The 16,996-nt window shown below is 57.0% G+C and carries 17 protein-coding genes; 10 read left to right on the plus strand and 7 right to left on the minus strand.

What is annotated here, in order from left to right:
• Positions 1-356: 356 nt before the first annotated feature.
• Complete coding sequence (locus tag KB890_RS04310) at positions 357-908, minus strand: NAD(P)H nitroreductase (protein WP_004176531.1); 552 nt, start codon at positions 906-908, stop codon at positions 357-359.
• 165 nt (positions 909-1,073) lie between these two features.
• Here KB890_RS04310 and sppA point away from each other — a divergent pair, with 165 nt between their 5' ends.
• The 5 genes from sppA (at position 1,074) to yajD (ending at position 6,664) form a co-directional block, all read left to right on the plus strand.
• Positions 1,074-2,927 (plus strand): signal peptide peptidase SppA, encoded by a 1,854-nt coding sequence (gene sppA / locus KB890_RS04315; RefSeq protein WP_004179393.1) that lies wholly within the window; start codon positions 1,074-1,076, stop codon positions 2,925-2,927.
• A 138-nt stretch (positions 2,928-3,065) separates the two neighbouring features.
• Positions 3,066-4,085 (plus strand): asparaginase, encoded by a 1,020-nt coding sequence (ansA, locus tag KB890_RS04320; protein WP_002901285.1) that lies wholly within the window; start codon positions 3,066-3,068, stop codon positions 4,083-4,085.
• Positions 4,086-4,094: 9 nt separating this feature from the next.
• Positions 4,095-4,736: a bifunctional nicotinamidase/pyrazinamidase gene (gene pncA, locus KB890_RS04325; protein ID WP_004179391.1), complete on the plus strand. Its 642-nt coding sequence runs from the start codon at positions 4,095-4,097 to the stop codon at positions 4,734-4,736.
• A 169-nt stretch (positions 4,737-4,905) separates the two neighbouring features.
• The gene (locus tag KB890_RS04330; protein ID WP_002901255.1) at positions 4,906-6,159 is read left to right on the plus strand and encodes a chitinase ChiD; all 1,254 of its coding nucleotides are present in this window, start codon (positions 4,906-4,908) and stop codon (positions 6,157-6,159) included.
• Between the two features lie 160 nt (positions 6,160-6,319).
• Positions 6,320-6,664 carry an HNH nuclease YajD gene (yajD, locus tag KB890_RS04335; RefSeq protein ID WP_211778012.1) on the plus strand — a complete coding sequence of 115 codons (345 nt, stop codon included), beginning with the start codon at positions 6,320-6,322 and terminating at the stop codon, positions 6,662-6,664.
• Positions 6,665-6,758: 94 nt separating this feature from the next.
• Here the strand turns inward: yajD and KB890_RS04340 are convergent, their stop codons facing one another.
• Positions 6,759-7,037 carry a YeaC family protein gene (locus KB890_RS04340; RefSeq protein WP_002901249.1) on the minus strand — a complete coding sequence of 93 codons (279 nt, stop codon included), beginning with the start codon at positions 7,035-7,037 and terminating at the stop codon, positions 6,759-6,761.
• Positions 7,038-7,080: 43 nt separating this feature from the next.
• Positions 7,081-7,494 carry a peptide-methionine (R)-S-oxide reductase MsrB gene (msrB, locus tag KB890_RS04345; RefSeq protein ID WP_002901246.1) on the minus strand — a complete coding sequence of 138 codons (414 nt, stop codon included), beginning with the start codon at positions 7,492-7,494 and terminating at the stop codon, positions 7,081-7,083.
• Between the two features lie 338 nt (positions 7,495-7,832).
• Between msrB and gapA the strand changes: the two genes are divergently transcribed.
• Both gapA and KB890_RS04355 read left to right on the plus strand, forming a co-directional pair.
• Positions 7,833-8,828 carry a glyceraldehyde-3-phosphate dehydrogenase gene (gapA, locus tag KB890_RS04350; protein ID WP_002901243.1) on the plus strand — a complete coding sequence of 332 codons (996 nt, stop codon included), beginning with the start codon at positions 7,833-7,835 and terminating at the stop codon, positions 8,826-8,828.
• 73 nt (positions 8,829-8,901) lie between these two features.
• Positions 8,902-9,786 carry a D-hexose-6-phosphate mutarotase gene (locus KB890_RS04355; protein WP_004140424.1) on the plus strand — a complete coding sequence of 295 codons (885 nt, stop codon included), beginning with the start codon at positions 8,902-8,904 and terminating at the stop codon, positions 9,784-9,786.
• A 56-nt stretch (positions 9,787-9,842) separates the two neighbouring features.
• Here the strand turns inward: KB890_RS04355 and KB890_RS04360 are convergent, their stop codons facing one another.
• Both KB890_RS04360 and KB890_RS04365 read right to left on the minus strand, forming a co-directional pair.
• Entirely contained in the window at positions 9,843-10,697 is an 855-nt protein-coding gene (locus KB890_RS04360) for an aldo/keto reductase (RefSeq protein WP_004176538.1), read from the minus strand.
• Between the two features lie 91 nt (positions 10,698-10,788).
• Positions 10,789-11,535 carry a MipA/OmpV family protein gene (locus tag KB890_RS04365; RefSeq protein WP_002901236.1) on the minus strand — a complete coding sequence of 249 codons (747 nt, stop codon included), beginning with the start codon at positions 11,533-11,535 and terminating at the stop codon, positions 10,789-10,791.
• A gap of 416 nt (positions 11,536-11,951) precedes the next feature.
• On the opposite strand from KB890_RS04365, the gene yeaG reads away from it, so the two are divergent.
• On the plus strand, positions 11,952-13,886 hold the full coding sequence (gene yeaG / locus KB890_RS04370) for a protein kinase YeaG (RefSeq protein ID WP_002901234.1): 1,935 nt from the start codon (positions 11,952-11,954) through the stop codon (positions 13,884-13,886).
• A gap of 85 nt (positions 13,887-13,971) precedes the next feature.
• A complete protein-coding gene (locus tag KB890_RS04375) occupies positions 13,972-15,255 on the plus strand; it encodes a YeaH/YhbH family protein (protein ID WP_004152363.1) in 1,284 nt (427 codons plus the stop codon).
• A gap of 45 nt (positions 15,256-15,300) precedes the next feature.
• Here KB890_RS04375 and KB890_RS04380 read toward each other — a convergent pair whose 3' ends face one another.
• A complete protein-coding gene (locus KB890_RS04380; RefSeq protein WP_002901231.1) occupies positions 15,301-15,864 on the minus strand; it encodes a hypothetical protein in 564 nt (187 codons plus the stop codon).
• A gap of 158 nt (positions 15,865-16,022) precedes the next feature.
• Between KB890_RS04380 and KB890_RS04385 the strand changes: the two genes are divergently transcribed.
• A complete protein-coding gene (locus KB890_RS04385; protein WP_002901230.1) occupies positions 16,023-16,505 on the plus strand; it encodes a glutathione peroxidase in 483 nt (160 codons plus the stop codon).
• Positions 16,506-16,626: 121 nt separating this feature from the next.
• On the opposite strand, the gene KB890_RS04390 is transcribed toward KB890_RS04385, so the two are convergent.
• Positions 16,627-16,938 (minus strand): hypothetical protein, encoded by a 312-nt coding sequence (locus KB890_RS04390; RefSeq protein ID WP_004179388.1) that lies wholly within the window; start codon positions 16,936-16,938, stop codon positions 16,627-16,629.
• Positions 16,939-16,996: the final 58 nt, after the last annotated feature.

Raw genomic sequence — 16,996 nt, forward strand, 5'->3', positions numbered from 1 at the left:
GCCGCTGCACGGTCCCTTCGACTTATCCCTGCAGGCTTCGGGTCGGGCCGAGGCAGCGTCCCTGCAAAACACGGCCCTCAGCCCGCATCCATGCGGGCTGCCCCGGCCTGCCGGGAACGTCTCAGCGATTTTGAGGCCGTCAGCACCGGCAGTTTCAGCAAGAAAAGTGAATAAATTAACGACAGGTCGTACGAACGTAGGCCGGGTAAGGCGCAGCCGCCACCCGGCACAAAATCAGCTCTGTGCCCGCTGTCCTTGCCCGGCGGCGCTGCGCTTGCGCGGGCCTACAGACAATCAGAGCCGGATGCGTTGGCCGGGTAAGGCGCCAGCCGCCACCCGGCATAATAAGCACCGACTCAGAATCGCGTCACAAACGGCGCGGTATCCGGCAGGGCAATGGTGGTTGAGGCTTTTAGCTGCGGCGTCCCCAGATAGAGGAAGCCGACAATTTTATCCTGTTCGCGGCACTCGAAGCCGGCCCGCACCACCGGACTCTCGGTCAATGCTCCGCTGCGCCAGATACCGTTGAATCCCTGAGCCAGGGCCGCCATCTGCATCGCCATCACCGCGCAGCCAGCGGACATCTCCTGCTCCCAGCGCGGCACCTTAGGGTGGTCTTCACAGCGCGCGACCACGGTAATAATCAGCGGCGCGCGGAACGGCGCATTGCGGGCTTTCTCAATTCCCTTCTCATCCTGGCCGGCCTCTCTGGCCCCTTTTTCCAGCAACTGGCTGAAGCGCTCGCGGCCGTCATCGGCGATAATAAAGAAGCGCCACGGCTGCAGGGTGCCATGATCCGGGGCGCGCAGCCCGGCGCGCAGAATGTTTTCCAGCTGTTCGCCCGCCGGGGCAGGTTCCGCCAGGCGGGAAGCGCTCCGGCGATTAAGCAGTAGATCGAGAGCATCCATCTGTATAACTCCTGTGATGTCATTTTTCATAAAATTAACATGCACAAGGATTTTGTTACAGCGCGGTCGGTGATTCCTGCTGACAACCGACGGCTCACTCTTTAGGATAGCCAGACGCGGCGGCCCCTGCGGCCTGCCCTTTTTAGATAACGTTAGGGAGAAGACATGCGAACCCTTTGGCGACTGATTGCCAGCTTTTTTAAATGGACGTGGCGGATACTCAACTTTATTCGCAAACTGGCCCTCAATGCGATCTTCCTGGTGCTGGTGCTGGTATGTATCGGCATCTGGAGCCAGTTCAGCAGTACCACCAGCGAACATGCCGCGCGCGGCGCGCTGTTGCTGGATATTACCGGCGTGGTGGTGGATAAACCATCCGCCAGCAGCAAGCTCGGCGTGATTGGCCGCCAGCTGTTTGGCGCCAGCTCGGACCGTCTGCAGGAGAACTCCCTGTTCGATATCGTGCAGACCATTCGCCAGGCGAAGGATGACCGCAATATCACCGGTATTGTGCTGGATTTGAAAAACTTCGTCGGCGGCGACCAGCCATCCATGCAGTACATCGGCAAAGCGCTGCGCGAATTCCGCGATAGCGGCAAACCGGTGTATGCCGTCGGCAGCAGCTACAGCCAGGGCCAGTACTACCTGGCGAGCTTCGCCAACAAAATCTGGCTCTCGCCGCAGGGCGAGGTAGACCTGCACGGCTTCGCTACCAACGGGCTATATTACAAATCGCTGCTGGATAAACTGAAGGTCTCCACCCATGTCTTCCGCGTCGGCACCTATAAATCCGCCGTCGAGCCATTCATCCGCGATGATATGTCCCCTGCCGCCCGCGAAGCGGATAGCCGCTGGATTGGCGAACTGTGGCAGAACTACCTCAACACCATTGCCGCCAACCGCCAGATCACCGCCCAGCAGCTCTTCCCGGGCGCCCAGGGCATTATCGATGGCCTGCGTAAGGTGGGCGGCGATACGGCGAAATATGCGCTGGACAATAAGCTGGTGGATGAGCTGGCGACCTCCACGGAAGTGGAAAAGGCGCTGACCAAACAGTTTGGCTGGAGCAAAGCGGATAACAATTACCGGGCGATCAGCTATTACGACTACAACGTGAAGACGCCGTCTGACCAGGGTTCCGCCATCGCGGTAATCTTCGCCAACGGCGCCATCATGGACGGTGAAGAGACCCCGGGCAACGTCGGCGGCGACACCACCGCAGCGCAAATTCGCGATGCGCGCCTCGATCCGAAAATTAAGGCCATCGTTCTGCGCGTAAACAGCCCGGGCGGCAGCGTAACCGCTTCGGAAATCATTCGTGAAGAGCTGGCGGCAGCCAAAGCCGCCGGTAAACCGGTAGTGGTCTCGATGGGCGGCATGGCGGCGTCCGGCGGCTACTGGATCTCCACCCCAGCGGATTACATCGTGGCGAACCCAAGCACCCTCACCGGCTCCATTGGCATCTTTGGGGTGATCAACACCGTGGAAAATACCCTCGGGTCGATTGGCGTCCACACCGACGGCGTCGCCACGTCGCCGCTGGCGGATGTCTCCAGCACCAAAGCGCTGCCGCCGGAAGTGCAGCAGCTGATGCAGTTGAGCATTGAGAATGGCTATCAGCGCTTTATCACCCTGGTGGCTAACGCCCGCAAGAGCACGCCGGAGAAAATCGACCAGATCGCCCAGGGCCACGTCTGGACCGGGGAAGATGCTAAAGCCAACGGCCTGGTCGACAGCCTCGGCGACTTCGACGACGCGGTGGCCAAAGCCGCCGAGCTGGCGAAGCTGAAAACCTGGCACCTCAATTACTATCAGGAAGAGCCGACCTTCTTCTCGATGATGCTGGATAGCCTGACCGGCTCGGTACGCGCCTCGCTGCCGGCGGCCATTCAGGCCTGGCTGCCTGCGCCGGTCGCCGCGGCGGCCGAGACGGTGAAAGCGGAGAGCGACAAGCTGGCGGCGTTTAACGACCCGCAGAATCGCTATGCCTTCTGCCTGACCTGCGCTAACATCCGTTAATACGCAGCGGCTGCCCCGTCTCCCGGGGCAGCCTTTTTCCCTCTCCTGCCAACACTGCCACAAAGCCCGCGACCGACGCTGTATTTTTTCCTGCGTCTCTTTATACTGCGCCTGTCTACGACCAACCTAAGCGATGCTATGCAAAAAAAATCGATTTACGTTGCCTACACCGGTGGGACCATCGGTATGCAGCGCTCTGAACACGGCTATGTACCCGTTTCCGGCCATCTGCAGCGTCAGCTGGCGCTGATGCCGGAGTTCCATCGTCCGGAGATGCCGGACTTCACGATCCATGAATACCATCCGCTGATGGATTCATCCGATATGACCCCCGAGGACTGGCAGCACATCGCCGACGATATCCGCAGCCATTATGAGGAGTATGATGGCTTTGTGATCCTCCACGGAACCGACACCATGGCGTTTACCGCCTCGGCGCTGTCGTTCATGCTGGAAAACCTTGGCAAGCCGGTCATTGTGACAGGGTCACAAATTCCGCTGGCCGAGCTGCGTTCCGATGGTCAGATTAACCTGCTCAACGCCCTGTACGTCGCCGCCAACTATCCGATTAACGAAGTGGCGCTGTTCTTCAACAATCGACTGTTCCGCGGCAACCGCACCACCAAAGCCCATGCCGACGGCTTCGACGCTTTCGCCTCGCCAAACCTTGCCCCGCTGCTGGAGGCCGGGATCCATATTCGCCGTCTCGGTACTCCGCCGGCGCCGCAGGGCAGCGGAGATCTTATCGTGCACCCCATCACTCCGCAGCCGATTGGCGTGGTGACGATTTACCCCGGCATCTCCGCCGACGTGGTGCGTAATTTTCTGCGCCAACCGGTGAAAGCGCTGATCCTCCGCTCCTATGGCGTCGGCAATGCCCCACAGAATGGCGAGTTTATTCAGGTGCTGGCGGAAGCCAGCCAGCGCGGTATTGTGGTGGTCAATCTGACGCAGTGCATGTCCGGAAAGGTGAACATGGGCGGCTATGCCACCGGCAACGCCCTCGCCCAGGCGGGGGTCATCAGTGGTTTCGATATGACGGTGGAAGCGACGCTGACCAAGCTACACTATCTGCTTAGCCAGCAGCTGGACGTTGACGCCATTCGCGCGGCGATGCAGCAAAATCTGCGTGGCGAACTCACCCCCGACGAGGCTTAAGGAGGACGTATGGCACATCGAGCGCTGTTACTGGTTGATTTGCAGAACGACTTTTGCGCCGGCGGCGCGCTGGCGGTTCCAGAAGGCGACAGTACCGTCGAGGTAGCCAATGCGCTTATCGACTGGAGCCTGGCGCGCGGCGAGCCCATCGTCGCCAGCCAGGACTGGCATCCGGCGGATCACGGCAGTTTCGCCAGCCAGCACCAGGTGGAACCCTACACCGAGGGCGAGCTGGACGGCCTGGCGCAAACTTTCTGGCCGGATCACTGCGTGCAGCACAGCGAAGGCGCGGCGCTGCATCCGCTGCTCAAGCAGCAGGCGATCGCCGCTGTGTTTCACAAAGGGCAAAACCGGCTCATCGACAGCTATAGCGCTTTCTTTGACAACGGTCACCGGCAGAAAACCGAACTGGACGGCTGGCTGCGTGGTCAGGGGATCGTGGAGCTGACCGTTCTCGGCCTCGCCACCGATTACTGCGTTAAGTTCACCGTGCTGGATGCCCTGGCGCTGGGCTACGCGGTCAACGTCATCACCGACGGCTGTCGCGGCGTAAATCTGCAGCCGCAGGACAGCAGCCAGGCGTTTATGGAGATGGCCGCCGCGGGCGCCACGCTCTATACCCTCGACGACTGGCGGGAAACTCAGGCCTGATCCCTCCCCCCGGCGCCCTCGCGCCGGGTCTTCTTCTGCCGCCTCGCTATTGTCCATAAATTGAACTCTCTCGCAGTTTCAACAGGTTATTGCTGCTAGTCTGGCAAGGCTGTTTTTTCGCCACGCCATTTCCGTGGCGTGGTTATTTTTATGTCAAAGAGGAACCACTATGAAACGTTTGCCCTTGCTGGCAGCTTTGCCCTTGCTTTGCGCTTCCGCGCTCTCTGCCCAACCGCTGATGTCCGTCGGCTATTTTAACGGCGGCGGCGACGTCACCGCCGGGCCGGGCGGTGATATCGATAAGCTGGACGTCCGGCAGATCACCCATCTCAACTACTCGTTTGGCCTTATCTATAACGATGAAAAAGACGAGACCAATGCGGCCCTGAAGGATCCTGCTCATCTGCACGAGATCTGGCTGTCGCCGAAGGTGCAGGCGGATCTGCAAAAGCTCCCCGCCCTGCGTAAACAGAATCCGGACCTCAAAGTCCTGCTGTCGGTCGGCGGCTGGGGCGCGCGTGGTTTCTCCGGCGCGGCGGCGACCGCAGAAAGTCGCGCCGTCTTTATTCGTTCCGCGCAGAAAATCATCCAGCAATATGGTCTGGACGGCATTGACCTCGACTGGGAGTTTCCGGTCAACGGCGCCTGGGGACTGGTGGCCAGCCAGCCGGCTGACCGCGACAACTTCACTGCCCTGCTGAAATCGCTGCGTGAGGCAGTCGGTGAGCAAAAGCTGGTGACTATCGCCGTGGGCGCCAATGCCGAGAGCCCGAAAAGCTGGGTGGACGTCAAAGCGGTGGCCCCGGTGCTGAACTACATCAACCTGATGACCTACGACATGGCCTACGGCACGCAGTACTTCAACTCGAATCTGTATGACTCCAGCCACTGGCCGACGGTCGCCGCAGCGGATAAATACAGCGCCGATTTTGTGGTCAACAATTACCTGGCCGCCGGGCTTAAACCCAGCCAGATGAACCTCGGGATTGGTTTTTATGGCCGGGTACCGAAACGGGCGGTCGAGCCGGGGATTGACTGGACGAAAGCGGATGCGCAAAACAATCCGGTCACCCAGCCCTATTTTGGGCCACAACAGATCGCGCTGTTTGCCTCGCTGGGCTATGACCTGAGCAAAGACACCTACGTGAAATACAATGATATCGTGGGCAAACTGCTCAACGATCCGCAAAAGCGTTTTACCGAGCACTGGGACGATGAGGCGAAGGTTCCGTGGCTGTCGGTGCAGTCCGCGGAGGGCAAGCCGCTGTTCGCCCTCTCCTATGAGAACCCGCGCTCGGTAGCCATTAAGGCGGACTATATCAAGGCGAAGGGCCTCGCCGGGGCCATGTTCTGGGAATATGGCGCCGATGACCAGAATCAGCTGGCCCGTCAGCTGGCGGAATCGCTGGGGATCAAACACTAATCATGGCTGTTCCGCCGCATCGTCGGCACCGGGAGGCGTGACGCAGGCAGCATCGCCTGCAATGCAGGTATATCGCGCCGCCCGGGATAGGTTATGATGCCTGTTATCCGCTGCGCCAGGGGTTGGCGCAGCTTAACCGTTTGACAGGAGGCAGGGGGCCATGGCCTATATCCCCAAAAATTACGCACGTCTGGAAGTGGGTTACCGCGAAAAGGCGCTCAAGCTTTTTCCCTGGGTGTGCGGACGCTGCTCACGGGAGTTTGTCTACTCCAATCTGCGCGAGCTGACGGTGCACCACATCGATCACGACCACTCCAATAACCCGGAAGATGGCAGCAACTGGGAGATGTTGTGCCTGTACTGTCACGATCACGAACATTCCAAGTACACCGAAGTCGATCAGTATGGCTCCACGGTGGTGGCAGGAGAAGATGCGCAAAAGAGCGTCGGCGAGGCCACCTACAACCCGTTTGCCGATCTGAAAGCGATGATGAACAAAAAGTAAGCGAAGCGGCTGACCGCCGGACGCGGTCATTCGACATGACGCCATCCGGCGCGCGGTTACCCGACGCCGGAACGTCTCACCGCCGGCCGGCGGTTTATTGCAGTTTAACGGTGGCGATCGGCTTCGGCACGATGCCAAAATCCTCTTTCAGCTGCTGTTTGCTCTTCATTACCATCTGCCCGCTGGTGTCGATGGTCATGTGCTGGGCGTCGGTGTTATACCGGGCCTGCCAGAGCATCACCAGCTGCAGGCTATTTTCCTTCTGCTCCGGCGTCAGCGCGACGCCATCCGGCCATTTTCCCAGCTCTACCGCCGTCGCCAGACGCTGATACACTTCCGGCGTCATACTGTCGATAATTTGCTCAATGTCCATCTTCCGCTCACCTCCGCCTGGAATAATTTGCTGAATCGTTTCTTCAACCCTTGATTTGCTCGCCATTTTGCTCATCGGTGAAGCTCAGCGATGCCGAGTTGACACAATAGCGCTCGCCGGTCGGCTGCGGACCATCCGGAAACACGTGGCCGAGATGGGCATCACAGTTTCCGCAACGGATCTCAATGCGCTGCATGCCGTGCGAATTGTCGGTCAGATAGCGAATGGCCTCCGCGCTTACCGGCTCGTAGAAGCTCGGCCAGCCGCAGCCGGAGTCGTATTTAGTCTGGGAGTTAAACAGCGGCGCATCGCACACCAGGCAGTGGTACACGCCATTTTTCTTGTTGTGCAACAGCCGTCCGGTGAAAGGCGGTTCGGTGCCATGATGCTGCGTCACGTAAAACTGCATTTCGCTCAAGCCATTTTTCAGCTCTTCCGGGGTGGGTTTATTCGCCATGGGCTTACATCTCGCTTTGCAATGAACTACTTTCGCTCCAATTCTAACAAAACATTAACAATGAAGCGTACACTTTTGTTCTAAACTTATCCGGTGCCCACAGGCAGCCAGATAATTGTGACTTAAATCACGTTTTTATCTTAAATGCCCTTTAAAATTCCGCGCGCAGCCCCCATATGGAATTGGGCTCAAAGGGAAAGTGAGGCAAATCAATCGCGCAAAGGTCTGCTCAGGATTGATTTGTCGCAATGATTGACACGATTCCGCTTGACGCTGCGTAAGGTTTTTGTAATTTTACAGGCAACCTTTTATTCACTAACAAATAGCTGGTGGAATATATGACTATCAAAGTAGGTATCAACGGTTTTGGCCGTATCGGTCGCATTGTTTTCCGTGCTGCTCAGAAACGTTCTGACATCGAGATCGTTGCAATCAACGACCTGTTAGACGCAGAGTACATGGCTTACATGCTGAAGTATGACTCCACTCACGGTCGTTTCGACGGTACCGTTGAAGTGAAAGACGGTCATCTGGTCGTTAACGGTAAAAAAATCCGTGTTACCGCTGAACGTGACCCGGCTAACCTGAAGTGGGACGAAGTTGGTGTTGACGTTGTTGCTGAAGCAACCGGTATCTTCCTGACCGACGAAACCGCTCGTAAACACATCACCGCTGGCGCGAAAAAAGTCGTTCTGACTGGCCCGTCCAAAGACAACACTCCGATGTTCGTTCGCGGCGCTAACTTCGACGCTTACGCAGGCCAGGACATCGTTTCCAACGCTTCCTGCACCACCAACTGCCTGGCGCCGCTGGCTAAAGTTATCAACGACAACTTCGGTATCGTTGAAGGCCTGATGACCACCGTCCACGCTACCACCGCTACTCAGAAAACCGTTGATGGCCCGTCTCACAAAGACTGGCGCGGCGGCCGCGGCGCAGCTCAGAACATCATCCCGTCCTCTACCGGCGCTGCTAAAGCAGTAGGTAAAGTACTGCCAGAACTGAACGGCAAACTGACCGGTATGGCGTTCCGCGTTCCGACTCCGAACGTATCTGTTGTTGACCTGACCGTTCGTCTGGAAAAAGCAGCGTCCTACGAAGAAATCAAGAAAGCCATCAAAGCCGCTTCTGAAGGCGCTATGAAAGGCGTTCTGGGTTACACCGAAGACGACGTTGTTTCTACCGACTTCAACGGCGAAGTTTGCACTTCCGTGTTCGATGCTAAAGCGGGTATCGCACTGAACGACAACTTCGTGAAACTGGTTTCCTGGTACGACAACGAAACCGGCTACTCCAACAAAGTTCTGGATCTGATTGCCCACATCTCCAAATAAGTTGAGATGAAAAAGTAATCTGTAAGAGCGACTTCGGTCGCTCTTTTTTTGTCTGCAGAGATAGGATTGCACAATGATAAATAAAATTTTTGCTCTCCCGGTGAATGAAACCATTTCTCCCGTGATCTCCCGTCGCCAGCTGGACGACCTGGAGCTGATTGTCATCGACCATCCGCAGGTGAAAGCCTCTGTGGCGCTGCAGGGGGCGCACCTGCTCTCCTGGAAACCCGCCGGTGAAGAAGAAGTTCTGTGGCTGAGCAACAACACCCCGTTTAAACAGGGCGTCGCCCTGCGCGGCGGCGTGCCGATTTGCTGGCCCTGGTTTGGTCCTTCTGCGCAGCAAGGTCTGCCGTCGCACGGCTTTGCCCGCAATCTGCCATGGACCCTGGAAGGTCATGACGAAGACGACAGCGGCGTCATGTTGACCTTTGCGCTCCAGCACAGCGCTGAAACCATGAAGCTCTGGCCGCACGAGTTCACCCTCTATGCCCGCTTTAAGCTGGGTAAGACCTGTGAAATCGAGCTGGAAGCCCACGGTGAATTCGAGACCACCTCTGCCCTGCACAGCTATTTCAACGTCGGCGATATCGCGGCGGTGAAGGTGAGCGGTCTTGGCGAGCGCTATATCGATAAAGTGAACAATGCCGAAGAAGGCGTTCTGAGCAACGGCGTGCAGACCTTCCCGGACCGCACCGATCGCGTCTATCTCAACGCCGACAGCTGCAGCGTGATCCATGACGACGCGCTAAACCGCACTATCGACGTGGTGCATCATCATCAGCACAATGTGGTGGCCTGGAACCCGGGCCCGGCGCTGTCCGTCAGCATGGGCGATATGCCGGACGATGGCTACAAAACCTTCGTTTGCGTCGAAACCTGCTGCGTAACCCAGCCGCAGAAAGCCAGCGAAGAGACGCCCTCTCGCCTGGCGCAAACCATCAACGTGAAAAAACGCTAATAGCAAAAGCCCCGTTGGTAACGGGGCTTTTGCTTTTCTTTGCCGTGAACGATGGGTTAAACCATATCCAGCCGGGTTTTTCGCTGCGGCGGCGGATAGAGGCGGTCCAGCTGCGCGAGCTCTTCCCCACTAAGGACGATGTCGAGCGCTGCGGCATTCTGCACCACATGCTCAATACTGGCCGCTTTCGGGATCGCCAGCACTCCCGGATGACGAATCACCCAAGCGAGCAGCAGTTGCGCTACCGTAATCCCCCGCGCGTTAGCCATATTAATGATATCGCTATGCTGAAAAAGTCCATCGCGTAAGCGCCCCGCCTGCGCCAGCGGGCAGTAGGCCATCACCGGCAGACTGTGCTGCTGGCACCAGGGCAGGAGATCGTATTCAATGCCCCGCGATGCGAGATGGTAGAGCACCTGGTTGGTTGCACAGTGCTCGCCATCCGCCGTCCGCCACAGCGCCTGCATATCCTCGGTGTCCAGATTAGAGACGCCCCAGCGGCGGATCTTGCCCTCGGCCACCAGCTTCTCCATCGCCTCAACCGTCTCCTGCAGCGGGATATCCCCGCGCCAGTGCAGGAGATACATGTCCAGATAGTCGGTCTGCAGCCGGCGCAGGCTGTTTTCACAGGCGCGGTGCATCGCCGCTTTGCCGGCATGCCAGGGATAGACTTTGGAGACCAGCACTACCCGGTCACGCAGACCGCGGATCGCCTGGCCCACCACTTCCTCCGCCCCGCCGTCGGCGTACATTTCCGCCGTATCGATCACCGTCAGTCCATGGTCGATGCCCGCCCGCAGTGCAGCCACTTCCTGCTGACGCTGCGCCGCATGTTCGCCCATATACCAGGTGCCCAGCCCGATGGCCGGCACTGCCGCCTGCTCGCCGAAGCGTACTGTTTTTTTCACCATCTTCTCCTCCTTAACCGTATGCACCACCATAAAGCAAAACAGGGCGCAAGGCCCTGTTTTGATGCATGAAGCGCACTGTAAGAATGCACAATCAGAAGGTGTAGGTGATCCCGGTGGAGATCAGACCGCTCCAGGATTTATCCACCATCGGACTGTCGGTAATTTCATCCGACAGACGCGTGTAGCGCGCCACGCCGTAAACGCTCCAGTCACCAAGGAAGCGATAGTTAGCCGACAGTTCCAGATACGGGTTCCAGCTACTGTCCGGGTCATAGCTGCGCATGCCGCTGCGGCGCGACTCGTGCCGGGAGACGCCATAGTAGTATTCGTTCTGATTGTCGCTGTTCCACTCCACGCCAATACCCGGCGTCAGCGTCAGGTTACCGTTGGTGTAACGGTACAGCCAGGCGAGATCCCAGTTAATACCGTTGCTGTTATCCAGCGTATCGCCGGCAATCGTCGTGCGCAGGAAGCCATAGGGCGTGTTGTGGACATAAGAAAGACCGGCCATCACGGTCGATTTACGTTTATCCAGTCGACGCATCTGCTCGCTGTCGCTGTCGCCCGGCTTGAAGTACATTGGCGACCAGTAGGCCGTAATCGACAGTTTATCGTTGGTGTCATTCCACAGGTAGTAACCCCCGCCCAGACCGTGGAACCAGAAGTTTTCGCTCTCATAACTAATGACCGGCACCGGATAGACATCCGCATCATATTGCTTATACGGATGCTCAACGACCCCTACGCCAGCCCCAAGAGTGAACTTCCCGTCGGCATGCGCCGCGCTGGCGGACGTCGCTATCAGCACGCCGAGTGCCAGAAGTTTGATTTTAGTCACAATCCATATTCCCGTTGTCAAATAATCAGCCCGTGCAGTGTACCGTCGTAGGTCTCATGCCTCAAATTCTTTACCCGATATGACACAAATCGTTCACTTTGCCACCCTTCTCTTACCATCCGGTGACAGCCCGATGACAACTTTGCGTCCCAACGAATCAAAAAGCGTCATGTTCAGGATGAGTTATTGATATGTCATTGAAATTGATTTTCTGCGCCATGCAAGATTTCTAAATGCATCTACGCTTAAATTTAGAAGGTGTAATTGCCGGGCACATTCACGCTACCCCACCCGCAACCTGGCATAAGGGTTGCTGGATACCAGGAGAGCGATGTTCAGCTTATGTCTTCCGGGGGCCCCCACTATTCATATGAACGGCTCTCAACCTGTGCTAAAAAACGAAAGGACGGCATGCCATGAATATATTCGATCACTATCGCCAGCGCTACGAAGCTGCCAAGGACGAAGAGTTCACACTGCAGGAGTTTCTTACCATCTGCCGGCAAGATCGCAGTGCCTATGCCAATGCGGCAGAACGTCTGTTGATGGCCATTGGTGAACCCGTCATGGTTGATACGGCTCTCGAGCCGCGGCTATCCCGTCTCTTTTCAAACCGGGTTATCGCACGCTATCCGGCATTTGAAGAGTTTTACGGTATGGAAGACGCCATTGAGCAGATCGTTTCCTACCTCAAGCATGCCGCCCAGGGGCTGGAAGAGAAGAAACAGATCCTCTATCTGCTGGGGCCGGTGGGCGGTGGTAAATCGTCGCTGGCTGAACGGCTGAAAGCGCTGATGCAGCGCGTGCCCATCTATGTGCTGAGCGCCAACGGCGAACGCAGTCCAGTCAACGATCACCCGCTGTGCCTGTTCAATCCGCAGGAAGATGCGCAGATCCTCCAGAAAGAGTATGGCATCCCGACCCGCTATCTCGGCACCATTATGTCGCCGTGGGCGGCCAAGCGCCTGCACGAGTTTGGCGGCGATATCACTAAATTCCGCGTGGTTAAAGTCTGGCCATCGATTCTCGAGCAGGTTGCCATCGCCAAAACCGAACCGGGTGATGAAAACAACCAGGATATTTCAGCGCTGGTCGGTAAGGTGGATATCCGTAAGCTGGAACACTATGCGCAGAACGACCCGGACGCCTACGGCTACTCCGGTGCGCTGTGCCGCGCCAACCAGGGGATTATGGAGTTCGTCGAGATGTTTAAAGCGCCGATTAAGGTGCTGCATCCGCTGCTGACCGCCACCCAGGAAGGTAACTATAACGGCACCGAAGGGATCTCCGCCCTGCCGTTTAACGGGATCATCCTTGCTCACTCCAACGAATCGGAATGGGTGACCTTCCGTAATAACAAGAACAATGAGGCCTTCCTCGACCGCGTCTATATCGTCAAGGTGCCTTATTGCCTGCGTATCTCCGAAGAGATCCGCATCTATGAAAAACTGCTCAACAACAGTGAGCTGACCCATGCGCCCTGCGCCCCGGGCACCCTGGAAACGCTGGCGCGCTTTTCGATTCTGTCGCGCCTTAAAGAGCCGGAAAACTCGAGCATCTACTCGAAGATGCGGGTCTATGACGGCGAAAGTCTGAAAGATACCGACCCGAAAGCGAAGTCCTATCAGGAGTATCGCGATTACGCCGGGGTTGATGAAGGGATGAACGGGCTCTCCACCCGCTTTGCCTTTAAGATCCTGTCTCGGGTATTTAACTTCGACCACGTCGAGGTGGCCGCTAACCCGGTGCATCTGTTCTATGTGCTGGAGCAGCAGATTGAGCGCGAACAGTTCCCACAGGAGCAGGCCGAGCGCTATCTGGAATTCCTCAAAGGCTATCTGATCCCGAAATACGCCGAGTTTATCGGCAAAGAGATCCAGACCGCTTATCTGGAATCCTACTCCGAGTATGGACAGAACATTTTCGATCGCTATGTCACCTACGCTGACTTCTGGATCCAGGATCAGGAATACCGCGATCCGGACACCGGGCAGCTGTTTGACCGTGAATCGTTGAATGCCGAGCTGGAGAAAATTGAGAAGCCAGCCGGGATTAGCAACCCGAAAGACTTCCGTAACGAAATCGTCAACTTTGTGCTGCGCGCCAGAGCCAACAACAGCGGACGTAATCCGAACTGGACCAGCTATGAGAAACTGCGCACGGTTATTGAGAAGAAAATGTTCTCCAATACCGAAGAGCTGTTGCCGGTCATTTCGTTTAATGCCAAAACCTCAACCGATGAGCAGAAAAAACACGACGACTTTGTCGACCGCATGATGGAAAAAGGCTACACCCGCAAACAGGTTCGCCTGCTGTGCGAGTGGTACCTGCGGGTTCGTAAATCGTCCTGATGCGTCCAACCCGGCGGCACGCCGCCGGGTCAACTGCAGCTGAATGATGATAAGTAAAGTTGGCTAATGCAGTACAGGAGGGCATATGACCTGGTTCATAGACCGACGCCTGAACGGGAAAAACAAAAGCGCCGTCAACCGCCAGCGCTTTTTGCGCCGTTATAAGGCGCAAATTAAACAGTCGATCTCCGAGGCCATCAACAAGCGCTCGGTGACCGATATTGAGAGCGGAGAATCCGTCTCGATCCCGACGGACGATATCAACGAGCCGATGTTTCATCAGGGTCGCGGCGGCCTGCGCAACCGCGTCCACCCGGGCAACGACCATTTTGTGCAAAACGACCGCATTGAGCGCCCGCAGGGCGGTGGCGGCGGCGGCGGTAGCGGTCAGGGGCAAGCCAGCGCCGATGGTGAAGGAAAGGATGAGTTTGTCTTCCAGATCTCGAAAGATGAATACCTGGATCTGTTATTTGAAGATCTGGCCCTGCCGAACCTGAAGAAAAACCAGCACCGGCAGCTGAACGAGTTTAAAACCCATCGCGCGGGTTTTACCTCCAATGGGGTGCCAGCCAACATCAGCGTGGTACGTTCACTGCAGAACTCGCTGGCCCGCCGTACGGCGATGACCGCCGGCAAGCGTCGTGAACTGCGCGCCCTGGAGGAGGATCTGGAAGCCATCAGCCGCAGCGAACCGGTGCAGCTGCTGGAGGAGGAGCGCCTGCGCAAAGAGATTGCCGAACTGCGGGCTAAAATCGAGCGGGTGCCGTTTATCGACACCTTTGACTTACGCTACAAAAATTACGAAAAACGGCCGGAGCCTTCCAGCCAGGCGGTGATGTTCTGTCTGATGGACGTCTCAGGCTCGATGGACCAGGCCACCAAAGACATGGCCAAGCGCTTTTATATCCTGCTGTATCTGTTCCTCAGCCGGACTTATAAAAACGTCGACGTGGTCTATATCCGCCACCATACCCAGGCAAAAGAGGTGGATGAGCACGAATTCTTCTATTCTCAGGAAACCGGCGGCACCATTGTCTCCAGCGCCCTGAAGCTGATGGATGAAGTAGTGCAGGCCCGCTATGATCCGGCGCAGTGGAACATCTACGCCGCCCAGGCGTCGGATGGCGACAACTGGGCCGATGACTCCCCGCTGTGCCACGAACTGCTGGCGAAGAAAATTCTGCCGGTGGTGCGTTATTACAGCTATATCGAAATTACCCGCCGGGCGCATCAGACCCTGTGGCGCGAGTATGAACACCTGCAGGCGACCTTTGATAATTTCGCCATGCAGCATATTCGCGACCAGGAGGATATCTACCCGGTATTCCGCGAACTGTTTCACAAGCAGTCATCTAAAAGTGAAGCTTAATTAAATACTCAGCCAGTGAGTCGAGTGACTTGCTGGCTGTTTTCCTCAGACACAAGGCCCGGTGGCACATCCATACATCATGTAAAACGGAAACAACGGGGCCAGGGCAACGGCGCCAAGCGAGCTAATCGTTTTGGTCTTATCATTGATTGATACCACAACGGGGTGCGCTAACTGGTAGGCGGCGGCCAGATCTGACGCGTCCGATGCAGTCCAAAATCCTGTCGCTTTAAACAACACCCCGAGGCGATCGTTATCAATTTGCACCGCATGATACTGATTCACCAGCTCGCTATGCTGCCCGGCATCCAGTTTGCGCTGATCCATCACCACCAGATATTCCGCCGTCACCTCATGTTGTTCCACGACAAAGTTAACCCGCACGCCGGAAGCCTGTTGGTGAAAGCGTTCATAAAAGGTCTTATAACGCTGATATTCCTGAGGCACACCGTCACGGACAAAGCGGTAACTGTATTTCGCTGAGCTGGCGACAATACCGGACTCTGTGGGTTTCATCGCCACAATGGTATCCCGAGGCGGCAAGTTTGGCGTGCTGGTACATCCTGCGAGTATCGCCACCACCACCAGCGATAAGACATATTTCATCATTTTCAGCCGTTCCTGTTCGCGATTTTCTCTATGACATCTGGCGTTTTTTTAACACTCCAGGTACAAATCCCTAACCCTGTGTATCATAACTGCCTAATCTGCTTCAAACATTCGCGCGATCGTCAGCGTTGAACTGTTTCTACTCTCAGGAGCCTGCTATGACCCCTTTTTATCAATTGACGGCTACCCGCCTGCGCGGCCAGCCCCTCTCCATGGCTGACTATGCTGGCAAGGTGGTTCTGGTGGTGAATACGGCCAGCCATTGTGGCTTCACACCGCAATACGCTGGCCTGGAAGCGCTCTACAAAAAGTACGCGGCTCAGGGGCTGGTAGTGCTTGGTTTCCCGTGCAACCAGTTTGGTAAGCAGGAACCCGGCGGTGCGGATGAAATCGAGCAGACTTGTCACGTTAACTACGGCGTGAGCTTCCCGATGTTTGAGAAAGTGGACGTCAACGGCCCCGCCGCACACCCGCTGTTTCGTTATCTGAAACAAGCGTTGCCCGGCGTGCTCGGCGGACGGATCAAGTGGAATTTCACCAAGTTCCTCATCGGTCGCGACGGCACACCCCTCACGCGTTTTGCGCCGTTCACGACGCCGGAGAAAATGGAAGCCTCCATTGTCGCGGCCCTCACGCGCTGAGTGTTCCCATCATGCCACGTTCACCCAGCGGCGGCTGGCTGCCCATACAAGGTAGACGTCGCTCTCACGCAGCCAGCAACCGCCTGCTGCTGGCCAATCTTCCACCTGCCCGGTCATCAGCCTACAGCGGCGACACGACCTCGACTTCATGCTGAAACACATAGGGGTCGGAGAGGAGTTCGAATGCTTCGTCGTCCGGATAGGTGACCGCGACGTGATAGTCTTCGCCAGCGAAGGCTTTGACCGCCGCGAGATCCTGCCAGTAGGTGGCAAGAAAGAAATGCGCCCATTCGCCCTGGTTTTCCTGGCGCACCAGCGCCCCCCGGTTGCCGGCGATGCTCTGAGCGTGTTCCACGCCGGTCCGCTCGAGGTGGCGGGCAAACCCCTCAGCATGTTGCAATGGCACACAGCCGTGCCAGGTCCTGACAATCATTTGCGTTCTCCTGTGGTGATAAACGTCTCACCCTAACATCGACAGGCATTTCTGGGGG

It is taken from the genome of Klebsiella sp. P1954 (genome assembly GCF_018199955.1).
GTDB lineage: Bacteria > Pseudomonadota > Gammaproteobacteria > Enterobacterales > Enterobacteriaceae > Klebsiella > Klebsiella pneumoniae.